Genomic DNA, 19,204 nt, shown 5'->3' with positions numbered 1-19,204 from the left:
CGACAAATGCGGCCTTCATGCCAACTGCTCTAAGATTGGCAGGTGATCTCCCGCCTGCTCATCGCCCTGCTGCGCTTCTACAAGCGCTTCATCAGCCCGTTGCTGGGGCCGCGCTGCCGCTTCATGCCCAGCTGTTCTGAATACGCCATGCAAGCCATCGCCACGCATGGCCCCGCGCGCGGCAGCTGGCTGGCTGCGCGCCGGCTGGGCCGCTGCCATCCCTTCCACCCCGGTGGCATCGACGAGGTGCCGCCGCGCGCCGCGCATGACGCCACCTGCCGCTGCACAGGAAAACACTGAAATGTCCTCCACGCTCATCGTCAACGCCCGCCTGGTCAACGAAGGCGCCATCACCCAGGGTGACTTGCGCATCGAGAACGGGCGCATCGCCCAGATCGGCGCCGGCCTGGAGGCCCGTCCGGGCGAAACCGTCGTCGACGCCGCCGGCCGCTGGCTGCTGCCGGGCATGATCGACGACCAGGTCCACTTCCGCGAACCCGGCCTGACCCACAAGGGCGACATCGCCACCGAATCGGCCGCGGCCGTGGCCGGCGGGCTGACCAGCTTCATGGACATGCCCAACACCAACCCGCCCACCTTGAATGCCGAGATCCTGCAGGCCAAGTACGACGCCGCGGCCGGCCGTGCACGCGCCAACTACGGCTTCTACATGGGCGCCAGCAACGACAACCTGGCCCACATCCAGTCGCTGGACCCCAAGACCGCGCCGGGCATCAAGGTGTTCATGGGCGCTTCGACCGGCAACATGCTGGTCGACGACCCGGACACCCTGGACGCGATCTTCCGCGACGCGCCCACCCCGATCATCACGCATTGCGAAGACACCCCGATGATCGATGCCAAGGCCAGGGAGTACGCCGAGAAGTACGGCGATGCGCTCAGTGCCGAACAGCACCCGGACATCCGCTCGCGCGAGGCCTGCCTGAAGTCCTCCGAGCTGGCCGTGTCGCTGGCGAAAAAGCACGGCACCCGCCTGCACGTGCTGCACATCTCCACGGCCGACGAACTCACGCTGTTCGAGCGCGGCCCGCTGATCCGCGCCGACGGCAGCCGCAAGCAGATCACCGCTGAAACCTGCATCCACTTCCTGCGCTTCGACCGCAGCGATTACGCGCGGCTGGGCAACCTGATCAAGTGCAACCCGGCGATCAAGGAAGCCAGCGACCGCGAAGCGCTCACCCGCGCGGTGGCCGAGGACGTGATCGACGTGCTGGCCACCGACCACGCCCCGCACACCTGGGAAGAGAAGCAGAAGCCCTACCCGCAGGCGCCGTCCGGCCTGCCGCTGGTGCAGTACGCGCTGGTCGCCGCGCTGGAACTGGTACACGAAGGCAAGCTGGAGATCACCCAGGTGGTGCAGAAGTTCGCCCACGCGCCGGCGCAGCTGTTCGACGTGAGCCAGCGTGGCTACCTGCGCGAAGGCTACTTCGCCGACCTGGTGCTGGTGGAGGACGTGCCGTTCACGGTCAAGCGCGAGGACGTGCTGTCCAAGTGCGGCTGGTCGCCGTTCGAAGGCATGACCTTCCGCTCGCGGATCGCCTCGACCTGGATCAATGGCGAGCTGGCGTGGGACGGCGAGCAGCTGGTCGGCGCGCCGAACGGGCAGCGCCTGAGCTTCGACCGCTGATGCGGGCGACGTTGCTTGGCCTGGGCCTGCTCGGGGCGGGCGCCACGGGCGTGGCCGCGCTGCTGCCCTCGCCCGCCCTCGCCCAGGCCGACAGCCGGGTGGTGTTTCCGGCCAGCGCCTCGCAGGGCGCAATGGTCATCGGCAAGGTTCCCGCCGGCAGCACGGTGCAGTACGCCGGCCGCACGCTGCGGGTGAGCGGCTATGGCAGCGTGGTGTTCGGCATCGGCCGTGACGAGAAGGGCCCGCTGCAGGTGCAGGTGCGACGCCCGGACGGCGGCAGCGACACCGTGACCATCGCGGTCACCCCGCGCGACTGGCCGACCGAGCGGGTCAACGGGGTGCCGCCGAAAACCGTCAACCCGCCCCCGGCGATCGCCGAACGGATCAAGCGCGAACAGGCCCAAGTGACCGCCGCGCGTGCGCGCGACGATGACCGGCCGGATTTCGCGCAGGCCTTCATCTGGCCGGTGCAGGGGCGCATCAGCGGGCGCTTCGGCAATGCCCGTGTGTACAACGGCCAGCCCGGCGCCGGCCACTCCGGCATGGACATCGCGGTGCCCACCGGCACCCCCGTGAAGGCTCCGGCCGCCGGCGTGGTCACCTTCGCCGGCCCGGACCTGTACCTCACCGGCGGCACGCTGCTGCTGGACCACGGTTACGGCATCAGCTCCAATTTCCTGCACCTGTCGCGGATCGACGTGAAGGTGGGTGACCGTGTCGAGCAGGGTCAGGTGATCGCCGCGGTCGGCGCCACCGGCCGTGCCACTGGCCCGCACCTGCACTGGGGCATGAACTGGTTCGATACTCGCATCGATCCGCTGCTGGTGCTTGAACGCGGCAAGTGATGCCGGCATGCCGGCAGTGCTGGGCGCGGCCGGTGCAGCGCTGCCGGGAGGGTGCATCCCCGCGCCGATCGACACGGTCGGCAGTCGTTCGGGAACCGACCCTGGCGGTCCGCGCCGTCAGATGACGAGGCACATGGGGCGCCAGCACCTCACTGTGCCGCGCCGCCGGGGCGCTCAGTGCCTCGCTGTACCGCGGCGTGCAGGCGGCCAATCCCGTCCAGTGCCGGCCCTATAAACAAGTCGCGCCGCGATCAGCCCCGACCGGCCCACCACGTGCGCAGCAGCGTCCGCAGCGGCGTGACCTTGGGCTCGCTGCCCTGCGCACGCGCCTGCAGCCGCGTTCTCGCCAGCGACGCGTACATGCGGCGCACGCGCGGGCCGGCGACGCGCGCCGGCCACCGCGCCAGCAAGTGCTGCGCCCAGCGCTGCGCGGCCGTGTCGCTGCCAGCGTCCAGCAGCGCGCGCGGCACGGCGGCGACGCCGGCCTCCTGGAGTCGCTGGGCCAGCGTCTGCACCAGCACGGGGGTGGTCACATCGCCGCGCGCCGGCGCCTCGAACATCACCGCCTCCACCGCCGCCACCGCGCCCGCATAGGCCTGCAGCGCGTGCAGCGCCTGGGCCGGTGCCACGGACGCGGCGCGGGCCTCGACCAGGTCCGGCAGCGCCTGCGCCAGTTCCGCCCATGGCGCGCGCACCGGCTCCAGCAAACGCCCCAGCGGATGCCGCGAGCGCTGCCCGGCCCAGCTGCGCAGTTCTTCGCCCCACCAGGCCAGCTTTGCGTCGGCAGGGGTTGGATCGCCGTTGGTATTGAGGATGTCGTCGAACTCCTGCAGCAGCGCAAACCACGCCACGGCCAGGCTGCGCTGGGCCTCGGGAACGAACGGCTCGGCCACCGACCATTCCGGCCAGCGGGTCCGCCACTTGTCCAGGAAACTGTCGAGGGCGCTGGAAGTTGTCACGGGGAAAATCCTTGGAAGAAATTGGCCGAGCCAGGCTCGGCGGCTACCGGGGGTACGCACGGGCCGATCACCGGTGCATGCCTGGGTTGCGCTGCGCATCGGCCAACCGCCGATGCCTGGCGAGCGGTCAGGCGCGCGCCAGCGGCCAGGCGTCGCCGCGCTGCAGCTGCGCGGGGTGCGCGATCATGCTCTCCGCGCCCCACGCCAACGGGTCGTCGGCCTCCAGCCGGTAGCCCCACAGCGCGGCCACCGAGGCCATGCCGGCGGCATTGGCGGCCACGATATCGCGCTCGTCGTCGCCCACATAGATGCAGGTGGCCGGGTCGATCCGCATGCGCTCGGCGGCGACCAGCAACGGCAGCGGGTGCGGCTTGCGCTGGGCCAGCGTATCGCCGCCAATCAGCACCTTGCAGCGCGCTTCCCAGCCCAGCTGGGGCACGATCAGGCGGGCCAGGTATTCGGGCTTGTTGGTGACGATGCCCCACGCGCAGCCAGCCGCATCCAGCGCATCGAGCATGCCGGCGACGCCGTCGAACACCACCGCGTGCTGGCCGATCAGGGCCTCGTAGCGGTCCAGGAACTCGGGCACCAGCGCGTCGCGCTCGACCTGCCCCAACGCCGGGAACGCCACCGAGACCATCGCCCGAGAGCCCTTGGAGACCACCGGGCGCAGCGCGTCCAGGCTGATCGGGGCACGCCCGCGCGCGGCCAGCATCGCATTGGCGGTTGCCAGCATGTCCGGCGCGCTGTCCAGCAGCGTGCCATCGAGGTCGAACAACACCGCCCGCGGGAAACCGGACTCAGACACCCGCAGCGTCCGGCTTGACCGCATGGGCCAGGTAGTTGATGTCGGTGCGGCTGCTCAAGCGTGCGCGGTTGCGCCACGGCTCGTAGGCCATGCCGCTGACATCGCGCAGGTTGAAATCGGCCTCGCGCAGCCACTTGCCCAGCTCGGCCGGCTTGATGAAATCCTGGTAGTGGTGCGTGCCCTTGGGCAGCAGCCGCGCCACGTACTCGGCACCGACGATCGCCACGGCGAAGGCGGCCGGGGTGCGGTTGACGGTGGACAGGAACAGCTGCCCGCCGGGCTTGAGCAGGCGGTGGCAGGCGGCGATGATCGCGCCCGGGTCGGGTACGTGCTCGAGCATCTCCATGCAGGTGACCACGTCGAAGCTGCCGGGCTGTTCGGCGGCCAGGTCCTCGGCGGCCTGCAGGCGGTAGTCCACCGTCACCCCCGATTCCAGGCTGTGCAGGCGCGCCACCTTGAGCAGCTCGGGCGCCAGGTCGATCGCGGTGACCTCGGCGCCTTCGCGCGCCAGTGCCTCGCTGAGCAGGCCGCCACCGCAGCCGATGTCGAGCACGCGCGCGCCGCGCAGCGCCACGCGCCTGGCCACGTACTGCAGGCGCACCGGGTTGAGGGCATGCAGCGGCTTCTGCGGGCCGTCACTGTCCCACCAGCGATTGGCGAGCGCGGCGAACTTGTCCAGTTCGGCCTGATCGAAATTGGTGGAAGCGTGTGGGGTAGTCATGGGGGTCCTTGGTGCATCAAGCACGGATGTGGCGGATGCGCTCGCGCCACTGGCGGGCGTTGGCGACGATCGCGGCGGTGTCCATGCCGACCAGCTCGCGCTGGACCAGCTTGGGCTGCCCGGCGATCCAGACATCGCTGACCTGGTGACGGCCGGCGGCATACACCAGCTGCGACAGCACATGGTGCAGCGGCTGGGTCTCCAGCGCGGACAGGTCCACGCAGACCAGGTCGGCCTGCTTGCCGACCTCGATCGAGCCGATGCGGTCGCCGAAGCCCAGCGCGCGGGCGCCGCCCAGGGTGGCTGCACGCAGCGTGGTGGCCGCATCCAGCGCGGTGGCATCGTTGGCCACGGCCTTGGCCAGGATCGCCGCGGTGCGGTTCTCGCTGAACATGTCCAGGTCGTTGTTGCTGGCGCAGCCGTCGGTGCCGATGGCCAGGTTCACCCCGGCGCGCTGCAGGGCGCAGGCCGGGCAGAAGCCGGAGGCCAGCTTGAGGTTGGATTCGGGGCAATGCACCACGCTGACGCCACGCTCGGCGCACAGGTGGATTTCCGCCTCGGTCAGCTGGGTCATGTGCACCGCGATCAGGCGGTCGTTGACCAGGCCGAGGCGATCCAGCCGCGCCAGCGGGCGCTGGCCGTGCAGCTTGAGCGAGTCGCTGATTTCCTGCGCGGTCTCATGCGTGTGCAGGTGGACCTGCATGTCCAACTGGTCGGACAGCATGCGCACGCGTTCGAAATTGGCGTCGTTGACCGTGTACGGTGCGTGCGGGGCGAACGAGGTGCCGATAAGTGGGTCGTTGCGCCACTGGTCGTGCAGTTCGCCGGCCTTGGCGAAGTACTCGTCGTCGGTCTTGGCCCAGGCAGTGGGAAAATCGATGATCACCGCACCGACCAGCGCGCGGAAGCCATGCTGCTTGTAGACGGCGGCCTGGACGTCGGAGAAGAAGTAGTTCTCGTTGGCGCAGGTGGTACCGCCGCGCAGCATCTCGGCGATCGCCAGGGTCGTGCCGTCGGCCACGAACTCCGGCCCGATCACCGCCGCTTCCACCGGCCAGATGTGCTGCTGCAACCACACCATCAAGGGCAGGTCATCGGCGACGCCGCGCAACAGGGTCATCGGGTTGTGGGTGTGCGCGTTGACCAGGCCCGGCATCAGCGCCGCGTCCGGACGCGACACGGTGCGGACCGGGGCGAACCGCGCACGCGCTTCGGCACGCGGCAGGATCGCGATGATCTCGCTGCCTCGCACGGCCACGGCATGGTCTTCCAGCACCACCGCATGCGGTTCGATCGGGACCACGTAACCGGCTTCGATCAGCAGGTCACAGGTTTCGGGGATGCGTGCGGTGTCGGTCATGCGGGCTCACTGTGCTGGGCGGACGCCCCGAAGGCGTGGGCGACCGGGACGCTCTGGAACGGAACGCTCTGGACGTAGAGCCGACCGTTGGTCGGCTGCACGGGTGCCGTCGCCGACCAAGGGTCGGGTCTACCGGGTGGGGCAGCCGACCAACGGTCGGCTCTACGGGGTGGCGTCGCCGACCAAGGGGCGGTTCTACCGGGTGGCGCAGCCGACCAACGGTCGGCTCTACGGGGTGGCATGGCCGACCAACGGTCAGTTCGACCGGGGGGTGCAGCCGACCAACGGTCGGCTCTACCCTCATCCGGCTTCGCCGGATTACTTGCCTGCGCGTGCGGAGTATTCGCCCGAACGGGTGTCGACCTTGATGATTTCATCCTGGTTGACGAACAGCGGCACGCGGACCACGGCGCCGGTTTCCAGGGTGGCCGGCTTGCCGCCGCCGCCGGAGGTGTCGCCACGGACGCCCGGGTCGGTTTCGGTGATTTTCAGTTCGACGAAGTTCGGCGGCTGGACGAAGATCGGCTCGCCGTTCCACAGCGTGACGATGCAGACTTCCTCACCCTTGAGCCACTTCTCCGCGCCGCCCATGCCGGCCTTGGTGGCCTGGACCTGCTCGAAGGTTTCCGGGTCCATGAAGTGCCAGTACTCGCCGTCGCTGTACATGAAGTCCATGTTGGTGTCGACGACGTCGGCCTTCTCCACGTCATCGGTGGCCTTCATGGTCATTTCGACCACGCGGCCGGACTTGATGAAGCGGTACTTCATGCGGGTGAAGGCCTGGCCCTTGCCCGGCTTGACGTACTCGGTCTCGGTGATGACCGCCGGTTCATTGTTGACCAGGATCTTCATCCCGTTCTTGACGTCGTTCATGCCAACAGTGGCCATGCTGAAACTCCTGAATGGGCAAACGCCGCGCAGGCGCGGCGAGCCGGATAGAATGGAAAACCCACCGGCACCGGTGGGGTGACTAGTTTTTCTGACCGACATGATAACCGCAGGCCCCCATTCCATGCAGCTTTCCGCCACGCCCCTGCCCACCCCCGTGCGCTGGCAACAGCTGTGGCGCCAGGCGGTCCGCGACCCGCGCGCGCTGCTGGAACAGCTCGGCCTGGACCCGGATGCCCTGCCCCTGTCGGCCGAGGCCGCCAGCCAGTTCGCGTTGCGGGTGCCGCAGGGGTTCATCGCCCGCATGCGCCATGGCGACCGCCACGACCCGCTGCTGCGCCAGGTGCTGCCGGTCAGCGATGAAATGCAGGTGGTGCCGGGCTTCAGCCTGGATGCGGTCGGCGACGGGCTGGCCAGGAAGGCCACCGGGGTGATCCAGAAATACCGCGGCCGCGCCCTGCTGGTGACCACCGGCAGCTGCGCGATCAACTGCCGCTACTGCTTCCGCCGGCACTTCGACTACGGCACCGAGAACGCGGCCCGCGAAGGCTGGCGCGACGCGGTCGAGGCGATCGCCCAGGACCCGGACATCGACGAGGTGATCCTGTCCGGCGGCGATCCGCTGTCGCTGGCGACCCACAAGCTGGTCGAGCTGACCGACGCCCTGCGGCAGATCCCGCACCTGCGCCGCCTGCGCATCCACAGCCGGCTGCCGGTGGTGCTGCCCGAACGCGTGGACGAGGACCTGGTGCAGTGGATGGCCAGCCTGCCGTGGCCATTGGCCTTCGTGATCCACGCCAACCACGCCAACGAGTTCGATGCCGACGTGGACGCGGCGATGGGCCGCCTGCGCGGCGCCGGCGCCACCCTGCTCAACCAGGCGGTGCTGCTGCGCGGGGTCAACGATTCCCTGGAGGCCCTGCAGGCGTTGAGCGAGCGCAGTTTCGCCGCCGGCGTGCTGCCCTACTACCTGTACCAGGTGGACCGGGTCGAAGGCGTGGCCCATTTCGAGGTCAGCGATGACACCGCCAAGGACCTGCACGCGCAGCTGACCGCGCGGCTGTCCGGTTACCTGGTGCCGAAGCTGGTGCGCGAAATTGCCGGGGACAGCAGCAAGCGCCCGGTCTGAACGCGCCCGGTGGTGATGCAGGGGGCGGCATCCACGCAGGGCGTGGATCTGCGCCCTAGATACCGGATTCGATCATCTGCACCACGTCGGTGGCGCTGATCGGGTGGCTCAGCCAGTAGCCCTGGGCCAGGTCGCAGCCGCGCTGGGCCAGCAGGTCGAACTGCACTTCCTGCTCGATGCCCTCGGCCACCACGGTGATGCCCAGGGCGTGGGCCATGGCGATGATCGCGGTGGTGAGGGCCAGGTCGTCCGGGTCGCGCTGCATGTCGGCCACGAAACTCTTGTCGATCTTGACCCCGTCCACCGGCACCTGGCGCAGGTGGCTCAGGCCCGAGAAGCCGGTCCCGAAGTCATCCAGCCACACCTTCACCCCGGTGCGGTGCAGCTTGTCGAGCAGGGCCGCGGCCAGCATTTCATCGCCGATCACCGCTGTCTCGGTCAGCTCCAGGTGCAGTCGCGAGGCCGGCAGGCCGGTATCGCGCAGGCAGTCGGCGACCAAGCTGGGCAGTTCGCCGCCACGCAACTGGCGCGGGGAGACGTTGACCGACACGAACAGGCCTTCGCCGTCCACGCCATGCGGCCACTGCACCGCCTCCATGCAGGCCGCGCGCAGCACCTTGGGGCCGATCACTTCGATCAGGCCGCTCTGCTCGGCCACTTCAATGAACACCGACGGCGGGATCGTGCCCAGGGTCGGGTGCTGCCAGCGCAGCAGCACCTCCACCCCGACCATGCGCCGGTCGCGGGTGCGGAAGATCGGCTGGTAGACCAGGCGCAGCTCACCGCGCTCCCACGCCCCGCGCAGCTCCTGTTCCATGTGCACGCGGCGCTCGACCGCATGGTCCATGGCCCGGCTGTAGTAGCGGTAGCAGTTCTTGCCGGCCATCTTGGCCTGGTACATCGCGATGTCGCCGTTCTTGAGCAGCGTGGTCGCATCGGCGGCGTCGTCGGGGAACAGGGTCACGCCGATCGAGGTGCCCAGGAACAGCTCCCGGCCCTGCACGAACAGCGGCTTGCCCAGCTCGCGCACCAGGATCTCGGCCAGCTGGCGCGCGCTGGCGGCCACGTCGCCCTCGCCCAGCAGGATCACGAATTCATCGCCGCCGAAGCGGGCCAGCAGGGCGTCGTCGCCGCCGGCCTGGGCCACGGCGGTGCTGATGCGCTGGGCGAACTGCAGCAACGCCTCGTCGCCGGCCTCGTGGCCGAGGGTGTCGTTGACCCGCTTGAAATCGTCCATGTCGGCAAACAGCAACGCCAGACGGTGGTTGGAGGCGCGCGCAGCCATCAGCCGATGGTCCAGCGCCTCGCGGAACGCCAGCCGGTTGGTCAGCCCGGTCAGCGCATCGGTGTAGGCCATGCGCCGCACTTCGCGGTCGTGGCGGGCGATCGACTCGCTCATCCGGCCGAACGCGCGCACCAGTTCGCCCACCTCATCCTGGCGCTTGCTCTGCTGCAGCTGTGGGCGGTAGTCGCCCGCCTCGATCTGGCGCGCGGCCGCGGCCAGCAAGCGGATCGGGGTGACCAGGGTGCGCTGCACGTAGATGATCACGCCCACGCCGATGCCCAGCAGCAGCCCGAGCATCAGCAGCAGCCAGCCCAGGTGGCGCTTGCCGACCTGCTGCAGGCGGTCGCCGAGGGTCTGGTTGGCGCGGTGCTCCATGGCCTGCACGTCATCCAGCGCCATGCCTACCCGGACCCCGCCGATACGCTGGTTGCCGATCATGATCGGCATCGCGTTGTCGAGCACCTTGGGCGACTCCTGGACCACCAGCGCGCGCGCCGCGACCGCCCCGGCGGCCAGCGGATCGCTCATCGGCCGGCCGAAGTCGATCACCTCGGTGGAGCCGTCGTGGACCAGCTTGCCGTCCTCGTCGAAGACCAGCACGTAGCGCACCACCTGCTGCCGCGAGGTATTGCGGACCAGGGCGCCGACCTGTTCCAGGTCGTTGTAATACAGCGGGTTGGCCAGCGCGTCGGACAGCTCGCGCGCCAGGGCTTCGCCGCGACTGCGCACGCTGCGGTCGAACAGATCGTGGATGACGTTGCCGCTGAGGTGCTTGACCTCATCCTGCATGGCCGCCTGGCGACCGAGCACCACCGCCACGATCGCGATCACCACCAGCATCGCGCCGCTCATCGCCAGCACGAAGCGTGCCTGCATTCCCGAACCCAACAGCCTCATTCCACTTCCATCCGCACGCGAGCCAGCCCTAGTTTCAGTTGATCCAACCGGTGCTGCATCTGCGCATCCACCCGATGGAACCCGGACGTACCAAAAAACGTCTGCAACGCATCCTGCGCCTGCGGATCGCCGGCGGCCTCCAGCAACACCTGCTGCAGGCGCTCGCGCACCTTCGCATCGAGATCGGCGCGCACCACTTCCACTGCCCGCGGGAACGGCTCGGTGCGGTGGATCACGCGGAAGTCGCGCAGGTAGCTGGCCGGGATCCGATGGCCGTCGGTCCAGTCCACGCTGCTCACGGCGCCGGCATCGACCACGCCCTTGTGGACCAGCGTGGCGATATTGCCCTCGCTGCGCGCGAACACATAGCCCACGGTGTCGGGGGCGGCCGCATCGCGCGCGGACAACAGGATCTCCGGGGTCAGGCCCTGCTCCAGCAACGTCATCACCGGCACCAGGTAGGCACTGGTGGAGGCCACGTTCTGCAAGGCGAGGGTGTGGCCCTTGAGGTCGGCCAGGGACACGATCGGGCTGCCGCGGCGCACGAAGAACACGGTGTGGTAGTCGCGCACGCCACTGCGCTCGGTCAGCAGCAGCGGCTGGGCGCCACTGCGCATGCCCAGCGCCACGGCGGTGCCGGAGGTCTCGGTGACCCAGTCAACGCGGCCGCGGCGCAGGTAGCTGGCCATCTGCTGGGCGTCGGGCGCCATCAGGATGCGACCTTCGGTAATGCCGACATCGCGCATGCGCGGGACCACGTAATCGAGCAGGGGCTGCAGTTGCGCATAGTGTGACTTGGGGTTGTCGCTGATCCGTCCCAGCACCAGCACGTTGTGGGGACCGGCAGCGGCGGATCCGGTCATCAAGGCGATGGCCAGACACAGCAGACCTCCCTGCAACAGCCATCGCAGACCCGGCACTCCCATTCGCCCCCCCCCAAGGAATCCGAACAGCCTACCCGAAAAAGTGAGAACTGCGTCAGCTCATTCGGGCGTATTGTTGGCCAATCGCGCCATCCGCTGTGCATCGGCGAGGATGCCGCGCAGCAGGCGGACTTCCTGTTCGCTCAGTTCGGTACGCAGGAACAGGCGGCGCAGCTTGCGCATCGCCGAATCCGGGGCGCGGCCCTTGTGGAAATCGATTTCGTCCAGGGTCTGGCCAAGCTGGCCGAACAGGCCCTCGACCTGGGCGTGGCTGGCCGGTTGTTCGCGGTGTTCGGGATCGGCCGGGGCGGCGCCTTCGACGCCACCGAGCACGGCCATGCGCAGCTCATAGGCCAGCACCTGGACGGCGGCTGCCAGGTTGAGCGAGCTGAAATCGGGGTGGGACGGGATATGCACGGCCAGGTGGCACAGCTGCAGTTCTTCATTGGTGAGGCCGGTGCGCTCGCGGCCAAACACGAACGCCACTTCGGCGCCCGGCTCGGCGGCCTTGGCCAGGGCGCGCTGGGCGGCCACGGTGGGCAGCAGCTCTTCAAGCTGGACGCGGCGGGCGCGGGCGGTGCAGCCCAGCACCAGGGTGCAATCGGCGACGGCCTCGGCCAGGCTAGCCACGACCGGGGCATCGCCGAGCACGTCCTCGGCACCGGCCGAGCGCCTGAACGCTTCTTCATCCAGCGGCTTTTCCGGGGCTACCAAGACCAGCCGGCCCAGGCCCATGGTCTTCATGGCGCGCGCCGCGGCGCCCATGTTGCCGGGGTGCTGGGTGCCGACGAGGACGAATCGGATACGGGAAGGAGCGGTTTCAATGGACATGAACAGGCCAAACGCGAGCAGACAAGCCACAGATGGTAAACTGTGCGACCGGCCTCTGCGCCGGGACCGCTCTTTTCCCCCGCCAGTACCCCCTACTCTGCCTTTCCGGGAGCTTTTCGCCATGCAGAAACCCGCCGTCACCGTCATGGTCAAGGCCGCCCGCCTCGCCGGCAACGTCCTGTTGCGCAACATCAACAAGCTCGAGGCGTTGAACGTCGTGCAGAAGGGGCGCATGGACTATGCCAGTGAAGTCGATGCGGATGCGGAAAAGGTCATCATCAAGGAACTCAAGCGCGCCTATCCCGAGTACGGGATCATGGCCGAGGAAGGCGGCGTGCAGGCCGTGAACCGGTACATGTGGGTGATCGACCCGCTGGACGGCACCAGCAACTACCTGCGCGGCTTCCCGCACTACTGCGTGTCGATCGCCCTGGTCGAGAACGGCGAGCCGATCGACGCGGTGATCTTCGATCCGCTCCGCAATGAGCTGTTCACCGCCAGCCGGGGTGCCGGCGCGGTGCTGAACGACCGTCGCATCCGCGTGGCCGACCGCAAGGACATGGCCGGGGCGATGATCCACACCGGTTTCGCCCCGCGCGAGCGTCAGCGTACGAGCGCGCAGTTGAAGGCGGTCGACGCGCTGCTGGTGCACGCCGAAGACGTGCGCCGCACCGGTTCGGCAGCCTTGGACCTGGCCTACGTGGCCTGCGGTCGTGCCGATGCGTATTTCGAGGCCGGCGTGAAGGCCTGGGACATCGCCGCCGGCGTGCTGCTGGTCCGCGAGGCCGGCGGTCGGGTCTGCGATTTCAAGGGCGCCACGCCGGCCCGCATGGACAGCCGCGGCCCGGAGACCCAGCAGATCGTGGCGGGCAACGTGAAGAACACCGACGTGCTGCAGAAGGTGCTGGTCAACACCGGCTACGCGGCAGAGTTCGACGCCAAGTTCTGATCCACCGCTTGTGCGACACCTCGACGACGGCGCCTTCGGGCGCCGTTGTTGTTTGGGTGGCCGGCCTTGGTGGGTGGTGGGTGGTGAGCAAGTGCAACGTCAACGGCCAGGTCAACCGCTGCGGATGTGCGCCTGGGTCGGGCTGGGCGGGGGTGGGTGAGGCCGCGGGGCACGCTGCAAGTACGTCCATGTAAGCTCCTTTTGCGCCATCCATGGCGCAAAACGGGCCCCGCGGCCTCACCCACCCCCGCCCCAGACAGTTGGCTGGTGGTTTTTTGCAGGCAAGCAAGGCAAGACGAGACGAGACGCAGCGAATGGGGTTCGTTTGTCCTGTACCTGGTGGCTTGCCCGCAGATACACCCACGCTCATGCTGGTGGAACTGGCGTTTGACGAAGAACCAAAAAAACGCCCGGCCGAAGCCGGGCGTTTTCATTTCAGCGTGGCTGGCGCAGGAATCAGCTGACGGTGGCGCCTGCCGCCTTCAGCGCAGCGATGCGATCTTCCAGCGGCGGGTGGCTCATGAAGAGCTTCTTCGCGGTCGAGCCGGCGATGCCGAATGCCGCGATCTGGGTGGGCAGCGTGCTCTGGCCGTGGTTGAGCTTCAGGCGCTCCAGCGCCGCGATCATCTTCTGGCGGCCGGCCAGGTGGGCACCGCCCGCGTCGGCACGGAACTCGCGGTGACGCGAGAACCACATCGAAATCACCGTCGCGCCCAGGCCGAACACCATCTCCAGCACGAACACGATGATGTAGTAGGCGAAGCCGCGGCCACCGCCCTCGCGGTTGCCCGAGATCGCGCTATCGATGAACCCGCCGACGATGCGCGCCAGCACGATGACGAAGGTATTCAGCACGCCCTGCAGCAACGCCATGGTGATCATGTCGCCGTTGGCCACGTGCGCGATCTCGTGGCCCAGCACCGCCTCGGCCTCGTCCTCGCTCATGTTGTGCAGCAGCCCGGTGGACACTGCCACCAGGGCCTTGTTGCGGTTGGCACCGGTGGCGAAGGCATTGATTTCCGGGCCATCGTAGACCGCCACTTCCGGCATCCCGATACCCGCTTCGCGCGCCTGGCGCTCGACGGTGGCCAGCAGCCAGCGCTCGGTCGGATTACGCGGCTCGGTGATCACCACCGCACCGGTGGAGCGCTTGGCCATCCACTTGGACAGCAGCAGCGAGATGAAGGAACCGCCAAAGCCGAAGATGGCCGCCATCACCAGCAGACCGCTCATCTGGCCCGGGTTGACGCCCAGCACCGACATGACGATGCCCGCCAGGACCAGCACGGCAAGGTTGGTCAGAAGGAAGAGGGCAATACGACTGAACATGGGGAAATAACGCTCATTGGAGGTTGATGACTGCAAATCTGCGGGGACTTCATGTTGAATTCAAGTCGCAAACTGACCGACGATTCATAGTTCATGTCCATCTCCCCCTACCGCGGCCGCTTCGCGCCCTCGCCCACCGGTCCCCTGCACCCCGGCTCCCTGCTGGCGGCGCTGGGCAGTTGGCTGCTGGCCCGGCATGCCCGTGGGCAGTGGCTGGTGCGGATCGAGGACGTCGACCCGCCGCGCACCGTGCCCGGCGCGGTTGACCAGCAACTGGCCACCCTGGCCGCCCTGGGCCTGGCCAGCGATGGGCCGATCGTGCATCAGCGCCAGCGCGACGCCCTTTACCAGCAGGCCCTCGACCGCCTGCTCGCCGACGGCAAGGCCTTTGCCTGCCATTGCAGCCGCAGCGACCTGGCCGACGCGGGCGGCATCCACCATCACTGCGTGGCACGCAGCGCGCGGGCGCAACCGGCCATCCGGCTGCGCGTGCCGCCGGGCAGCACCGTCGCCTTCGTGGACGGACTGCGCGGCGCGATCCAGCAGGACGTGTACGCCGAGGTGGGCGACTTCGTGCTGCGCCGGGCCGACGGCTACTGGGCCTACCAACTCGCGGTGGTGGTGGACGATCATGCGCAGGGCATCACCGATGTCGTGCGCGGCGCCGACCTGCTGGACTCCACTCCGCGCCAGATCCTGTTGCAGCGCGCGCTCGGCCTGCCCACCCCGGCTTACCTGCACCTGCCGCTGCTGCTGGACGACACCGGCCGCAAGCTGTCCAAGTCCGAGGCCGCGCACCCGCTCGACCCGGCCCATCCCCTGCCCGCCCTGCGCCAGGCCTGGGCCGCGCTCGGCCAGGACCCGGGCTGTCTCCCCGCCGACGGCAGCCCGGCCGCACTGCTGGCCCGTGCCAGCGCGGGGTTCGACCCGGCGCGCCTGCCCCGCCACGACATCGGCCCGGCCATGCCGCCGGCCTGATACCCATCGCCGCAGCGATGTTGCAGAATCGCCTTCCCCCTTGTTGGCCCTGCCTTTCGGAGTAGCTGCTCATGACATCTCGCGTCGCACTGGTCACCGGCGGAACCGGCGGCATCGGTACCGCCATCTGCCAACGCCTGGCCGACCAGGGCCATCGGGTCGCCACCAATTACCGTGACCACGCCAAAGCCCTGGCATGGCGCGAGATGATGCTGGCGCGCGGCTGCGACGTGGCGATCTTTCCCGGCGACGTCGCCGACCCGGATACCGCCGAGGCCATGGTCCATGCGGTGGAAGCGGCACTGGGCCCGATCGAGATCCTGGTCAACAACGCCGGCATCACCCGTGACACCACCTTCCATCGCATGCGCGCGGACCAGTGGCACGACGTCATCAACACCAACCTCAACTCGGTGTTCAACGTGACCCGCCCGGTGATCGAAGGCATGCGCCGCCGTGGCTGGGGCCGAGTCATCCAGATCAGCTCGATCAACGGCTTGAAGGGGCAGTACGGCCAGGCCAACTACGCCGCCGCCAAGGCCGGCATGCACGGTTTCACCATCTCCCTGGCCCGCGAGAACGCCGGCTTCGGGATCACCGTCAATACGATTTCGCCGGGCTACGTGGCCACCGACATGGTGATGGCCGTGCCCGACGAAGTGCGCGCCAAAATCATCGCCGACATCCCCACCGGCCGCCTCGGCAAGCCGGAGGAAATCGCCTACGCCGTTGCCTTCCTGGTCAACGAGGAAGCCTCGTGGATCACCGGCTCGAACCTGGACATCAACGGCGGCCACCACATGGGCTGGTAGAGCCGACCGTTGGTCGGCTGCCTCCCGGCCAACGTAGCGCCGACCGTTGGTCGGCTGCCTTCCGGCAACGTAGAGCCGACCGTTGGTCGGCTGCCTTGCAGCAGCGCATAGAGCAGCCGACCAACGGTCGGCTCTACGGAATCCGCGCGGGCAATATGCTGCCGGCGCTGTTCGAGAAAACGTTTGCAGGCCCATCCGGCTACAGCCCCGCCATGGAACCGGAAAATGCTGCACCCCGCGCAGATCCATGCTGCGCAACACGAATCGGCCGCGATACCCCGCCGCATGGGCCTTTCGGCGGTTGCATGTGCTGCTGCACTGCGCCATGCTGCGCGCCTACTGTGTGCTGAGTGACCGTTTCATGGCTGCGAACCGCATTATCAAGAAATACCCGAACCGCCGGCTCTACGACACCGAGATTTCCAGTTACATCACCATCGAGGACGTGCGCCAGCTCATTCTCGACGGCGAAGACTTCGAAGTCCGCGACGCCAAGAGCGGCGACGACCTGACCCGGTCGGTGCTGCTGCAGATCATCGCCGACCAGGAACAGGACGGCGAACCGATGCTGTCCACCCAGTTGCTGAGCCAGTTGATCCGCTTCTACGGCGATTCGCTGCAGGGCTTCATGGGCAACTACCTGGAGCGCAGCATGCAGGTCTTCCTGGACCAGCAGCAGCAGTTCCGCCAGCAGATGGGCAACCTCCTCGGCCAGACCCCGTGGGCGATGATGAACCAGCTGACCGAGCGCAACCTCGAGCTTTGGCAGGACTTCCAGCGCAACATGGGCACCGGCTTCGGCCCCCGCCCGGGCGGCACCTCCACCGGCACCGGCAAGCCGGATGCCCCGGCGCCCGGCCCAGGCACCAAGACCCGCCGCTGAGTCACTGCGGTCACCGGCAACGAAAAGGCGCAGCCCACCGGCTGCGCCTTTTTCATATCCGCCCGCTGCGCCGGTCAGCGCTTGGACTTGGCGCACCCGGTGCAGATGCGCTCGACCGCAAAGCCCTTGGACTTCAGCTTTTCCACCACGCCGTCATTGCCCAGCAGGTGCAGCGCGCCCACCACCACCAGCGTGCCGCCCTGGCCGGGCTGCAGGTACTGCTGCAGCTTGGGCACCCAGGCATCGTTGCGATCGGTGTTGATCCGCTTGTACAGCAGCGGGTACTGGCCGCGCATCTCCGCGGCCATCGAGGTCCACAGCAGCTTGTCGTCGCCACGGCGCCACGCGTCATGCAGGCGGCGGCCTTCGACGTCGGCCTTCTCGGCCTGGTCCAGCGCCTCGGCCACCATCTGCTGCTGCTCCTGCATCGACATGCCGGCCAGCACGCCGACCTGCGTGTCGATGTCTTCCAGGCCGGCGGTCGGCTTGCCCGCGGCGGCCGCGCGGCCCATGAAGTGCCGGTCCAGGCCGAGGTTGGGGTCCAGCCCCATCTTGGTGAACTGGCCCAAGGTGATGGTGAGGCCGACGAACCACGGTTTCATCCCCTGCAACTGGGCCAGCGGCAGCTGGTTGTCGGCCGCATAGGCCTGCAGTTTGGTCCAGGTGGCAGCGTCGAGGTCGCGCTTGAGTTCGGTGCCATCGGTGCGCACCGCCGCCTGCACCAGTTTCTGGGCCAACTGCGGGGATTCCATGTCCTGCGGCGACAACTCGAACACCACGCGCCTGGAGGCGGCGAACGCCTGGTCGACGTCCGCGGCCAGCGGATAGTCCTGCGCGCGCAGCATGTGGAACGAGCCCAGCAGGTACAACCGGCTGTCGCCGGGGCCGGTCACCTTCCACAGCAGCGGCACCGGCGGGCCGGACTTGGCGGCCGGCGCATCACCGCGCGCCTGCGCCGCACCCATGCCCCCGAGCAGGCCACCGGCGATCAACAACGAAGACAACACACGTGACAGCATCGACATGGTTCAAGCCTCTCCTTCAGGGGCGTGATAGGCCTGCTCGCCTGCGTCCACGCGCAGGTCCAGGCGGTTTTCCGGCGGCGACAACGGACAGGTCGCAAACGGGGTGAACGCACACGGCGGATTGTAGGCGTGGTTGAAATCGACCAGCACCTGGCCATTGGCATCCGGCGCAGCCAGGTCCAGGTAACGCCCGGCCGGGTAGCTGCCATGGCCGCTGGTACGGTCGGCGAAGATGACAAACAGCTCGCGGCCCGGCTCGCCAAGCGCTTCCAGCCGCCAGGTGCGGCCATCGCGCTCGAACTCCAGCGTGCCCGCATTGGGCATCTGCGTGGTGAGCCCGGTGATGTCCACGATCGGCATCGTCTTGCCGGGCTCGTGCGGGATGAAGCGCGCGCTGATCCGCCACGCCGGCCCGCCCGGCCAGTACTGCAGTCCGGCAAAGCTGGCGCGCGTCGGCGCGTCGGCGTGCTTGACGCGCAGCGCATAGCGCTCGCCACGATGGATCAGGCTCAACTGGCCCTTGCCCCCATCGAAGCGGATCAGGGTCGGCGTGGCGTCACGATCGCTGAAAAAGCGGATGCGCCCGGTGACCGGCGTGTCGTCCACGCTCAATGCGACGCCACGCTCAGGCGTGAACCACACGCTGTCGCCCTGGCGCGACACCATGCCCAGCTTGTCCGGCCCGACCGCCAGGCGGATGCCGCTGCCCGGGCCGCTGCCGATGTAATGGGCCTTGTATTCCAGCCAATGCAGGCCGACCAGGCTGGTCCAGCCGTCGGCGGCGTGCAGTTCCTGGTAGCGCTGCAGGCGCCACTGCTGTTGTTCGGCGGCAAACGCCGGATCGGCGGCCACCGCGACCGGTGCCGGCGGCGTGTCCCCACACGCGACCAATCCCAGCGCCAGCATCGCCGCGCCGAGTCCCCTCGTCCACATC

19 protein-coding genes are annotated in these 19,204 nt (G+C 68.5%); 8 read left to right on the top strand and 11 right to left on the bottom strand.

The window, feature by feature from the left end; translation table 11 throughout:
* The first annotated feature begins 42 nt into the window (after nucleotides 1-42).
* Genes yidD through AC06FD_RS03140 form a run of 3 tightly spaced genes read left to right on the top strand, consistent with a single transcriptional unit; the run spans nucleotide 43 to nucleotide 2,493 of the window.
* Nucleotides 43-300 carry a membrane protein insertion efficiency factor YidD gene (gene yidD, locus AC06FD_RS03150; protein WP_121038212.1) on the top strand — a complete coding sequence of 86 codons (258 nt, stop codon included), beginning with the start codon at nucleotides 43-45 and terminating at the stop codon, nucleotides 298-300.
* 1 nt (nucleotide 301) lies between these two features.
* Complete coding sequence (locus AC06FD_RS03145; protein ID WP_259203455.1) at nucleotides 302-1,648, top strand: dihydroorotase; 1,347 nt, start codon at nucleotides 302-304, stop codon at nucleotides 1,646-1,648.
* Nucleotides 1,648-2,493 carry a M23 family metallopeptidase gene (locus AC06FD_RS03140; RefSeq protein WP_478076953.1) on the top strand — a complete coding sequence of 282 codons (846 nt, stop codon included), beginning with the start codon at nucleotides 1,648-1,650 and terminating at the stop codon, nucleotides 2,491-2,493. The genes AC06FD_RS03145 and AC06FD_RS03140 overlap by 1 nt, the downstream gene beginning before the upstream one ends.
* A 251-nt stretch (nucleotides 2,494-2,744) precedes the next feature.
* Here AC06FD_RS03140 and AC06FD_RS03135 read toward each other — a convergent pair whose 3' ends face one another.
* The 5 genes from AC06FD_RS03135 to efp all read right to left on the bottom strand — a co-directional run bounded on the left by AC06FD_RS03135 (nucleotide 2,745) and on the right by efp (nucleotide 7,229).
* Complete coding sequence (locus tag AC06FD_RS03135) at nucleotides 2,745-3,452, bottom strand: squalene/phytoene synthase family protein (protein WP_449336149.1); 708 nt, start codon at nucleotides 3,450-3,452, stop codon at nucleotides 2,745-2,747.
* 127 nt (nucleotides 3,453-3,579) lie between these two features.
* Complete coding sequence (locus tag AC06FD_RS03130) at nucleotides 3,580-4,260, bottom strand: phosphoglycolate phosphatase (protein ID WP_478076952.1); 681 nt, start codon at nucleotides 4,258-4,260, stop codon at nucleotides 3,580-3,582.
* The gene (gene ubiG / locus AC06FD_RS03125) at nucleotides 4,253-4,981 is read right to left on the bottom strand and encodes a bifunctional 2-polyprenyl-6-hydroxyphenol methylase/3-demethylubiquinol 3-O-methyltransferase UbiG (RefSeq protein ID WP_394162474.1); all 729 of its coding nucleotides are present in this window, start codon (nucleotides 4,979-4,981) and stop codon (nucleotides 4,253-4,255) included. The genes AC06FD_RS03130 and ubiG overlap by 8 nt, the downstream gene beginning before the upstream one ends.
* 16 nt (nucleotides 4,982-4,997) lie before the next feature.
* Complete coding sequence (locus tag AC06FD_RS03120; protein WP_259203461.1) at nucleotides 4,998-6,341, bottom strand: TRZ/ATZ family hydrolase; 1,344 nt, start codon at nucleotides 6,339-6,341, stop codon at nucleotides 4,998-5,000.
* A gap of 318 nt (nucleotides 6,342-6,659) precedes the next feature.
* Nucleotides 6,660-7,229, bottom strand: coding sequence for an elongation factor P (gene efp / locus AC06FD_RS03115; protein WP_259203462.1), 570 nt, complete (start codon nucleotides 7,227-7,229; stop codon nucleotides 6,660-6,662).
* Nucleotides 7,230-7,329: 100 nt separating this feature from the next.
* Here efp and epmB point away from each other — a divergent pair, with 100 nt between their 5' ends.
* Nucleotides 7,330-8,358, top strand: coding sequence for an EF-P beta-lysylation protein EpmB (gene epmB / locus AC06FD_RS03110; RefSeq protein WP_259203463.1), 1,029 nt, complete (start codon nucleotides 7,330-7,332; stop codon nucleotides 8,356-8,358).
* Between the two features lie 55 nt (nucleotides 8,359-8,413).
* Here epmB and AC06FD_RS03105 read toward each other — a convergent pair whose 3' ends face one another.
* The 3 genes from AC06FD_RS03105 to AC06FD_RS03095 form a co-directional block, all read right to left on the bottom strand.
* Nucleotides 8,414-10,540 (bottom strand): putative bifunctional diguanylate cyclase/phosphodiesterase, encoded by a 2,127-nt coding sequence (locus AC06FD_RS03105; protein ID WP_259203464.1) that lies wholly within the window; start codon nucleotides 10,538-10,540, stop codon nucleotides 8,414-8,416.
* Entirely contained in the window at nucleotides 10,537-11,460 is a 924-nt protein-coding gene (locus tag AC06FD_RS03100; RefSeq protein WP_449336158.1) for a phosphate/phosphite/phosphonate ABC transporter substrate-binding protein, read from the bottom strand. Before AC06FD_RS03100 ends, AC06FD_RS03105 begins: the two co-directional genes overlap by 4 nt.
* A 63-nt stretch (nucleotides 11,461-11,523) precedes the next feature.
* The gene (locus AC06FD_RS03095) at nucleotides 11,524-12,294 is read right to left on the bottom strand and encodes an RNA methyltransferase (protein ID WP_478076951.1); all 771 of its coding nucleotides are present in this window, start codon (nucleotides 12,292-12,294) and stop codon (nucleotides 11,524-11,526) included.
* Nucleotides 12,295-12,415: 121 nt separating this feature from the next.
* Here AC06FD_RS03095 and AC06FD_RS03090 point away from each other — a divergent pair, with 121 nt between their 5' ends.
* Nucleotides 12,416-13,243, top strand: a complete 828-nt coding sequence (locus tag AC06FD_RS03090; RefSeq protein ID WP_259203467.1) for an inositol monophosphatase family protein — start codon at nucleotides 12,416-12,418, stop codon at nucleotides 13,241-13,243.
* Between the two features lie 456 nt (nucleotides 13,244-13,699).
* Here the strand turns inward: AC06FD_RS03090 and htpX are convergent, their stop codons facing one another.
* The gene (gene htpX, locus AC06FD_RS03085; RefSeq protein WP_449336494.1) at nucleotides 13,700-14,572 is read right to left on the bottom strand and encodes a protease HtpX; all 873 of its coding nucleotides are present in this window, start codon (nucleotides 14,570-14,572) and stop codon (nucleotides 13,700-13,702) included.
* 93 nt (nucleotides 14,573-14,665) lie between these two features.
* Between htpX and gluQRS the strand changes: the two genes are divergently transcribed.
* The 3 genes from gluQRS to phaR all read left to right on the top strand — a co-directional run bounded on the left by gluQRS (nucleotide 14,666) and on the right by phaR (nucleotide 17,245).
* Nucleotides 14,666-15,550 carry a tRNA glutamyl-Q(34) synthetase GluQRS gene (gene gluQRS / locus AC06FD_RS03080; protein ID WP_259203469.1) on the top strand — a complete coding sequence of 295 codons (885 nt, stop codon included), beginning with the start codon at nucleotides 14,666-14,668 and terminating at the stop codon, nucleotides 15,548-15,550.
* Between the two features lie 71 nt (nucleotides 15,551-15,621).
* Complete coding sequence (gene phbB / locus AC06FD_RS03075) at nucleotides 15,622-16,362, top strand: acetoacetyl-CoA reductase (protein ID WP_159497296.1); 741 nt, start codon at nucleotides 15,622-15,624, stop codon at nucleotides 16,360-16,362.
* Between the two features lie 361 nt (nucleotides 16,363-16,723).
* Nucleotides 16,724-17,245 (top strand): polyhydroxyalkanoate synthesis repressor PhaR, encoded by a 522-nt coding sequence (gene phaR / locus AC06FD_RS03070; RefSeq protein WP_259203470.1) that lies wholly within the window; start codon nucleotides 16,724-16,726, stop codon nucleotides 17,243-17,245.
* A 74-nt stretch (nucleotides 17,246-17,319) separates the two neighbouring features.
* On the opposite strand, the gene AC06FD_RS03065 is transcribed toward phaR, so the two are convergent.
* Together AC06FD_RS03065 and AC06FD_RS03060 are read right to left on the bottom strand one after the other, a co-directional pair.
* Nucleotides 17,320-18,270, bottom strand: a complete 951-nt coding sequence (locus AC06FD_RS03065; protein ID WP_478076950.1) for a TraB/GumN family protein — start codon at nucleotides 18,268-18,270, stop codon at nucleotides 17,320-17,322.
* A gap of 3 nt (nucleotides 18,271-18,273) precedes the next feature.
* Entirely contained in the window at nucleotides 18,274-19,203 is a 930-nt protein-coding gene (locus AC06FD_RS03060) for a DUF1684 domain-containing protein (RefSeq protein ID WP_449336492.1), read from the bottom strand.
* Nucleotide 19,204: the final 1 nt, after the last annotated feature.

Source organism: Stenotrophomonas sp. Steno-Z1 (assembly GCF_056393175.1).
This window is presented reverse-complemented; position numbering and strand designations above follow the sequence as displayed.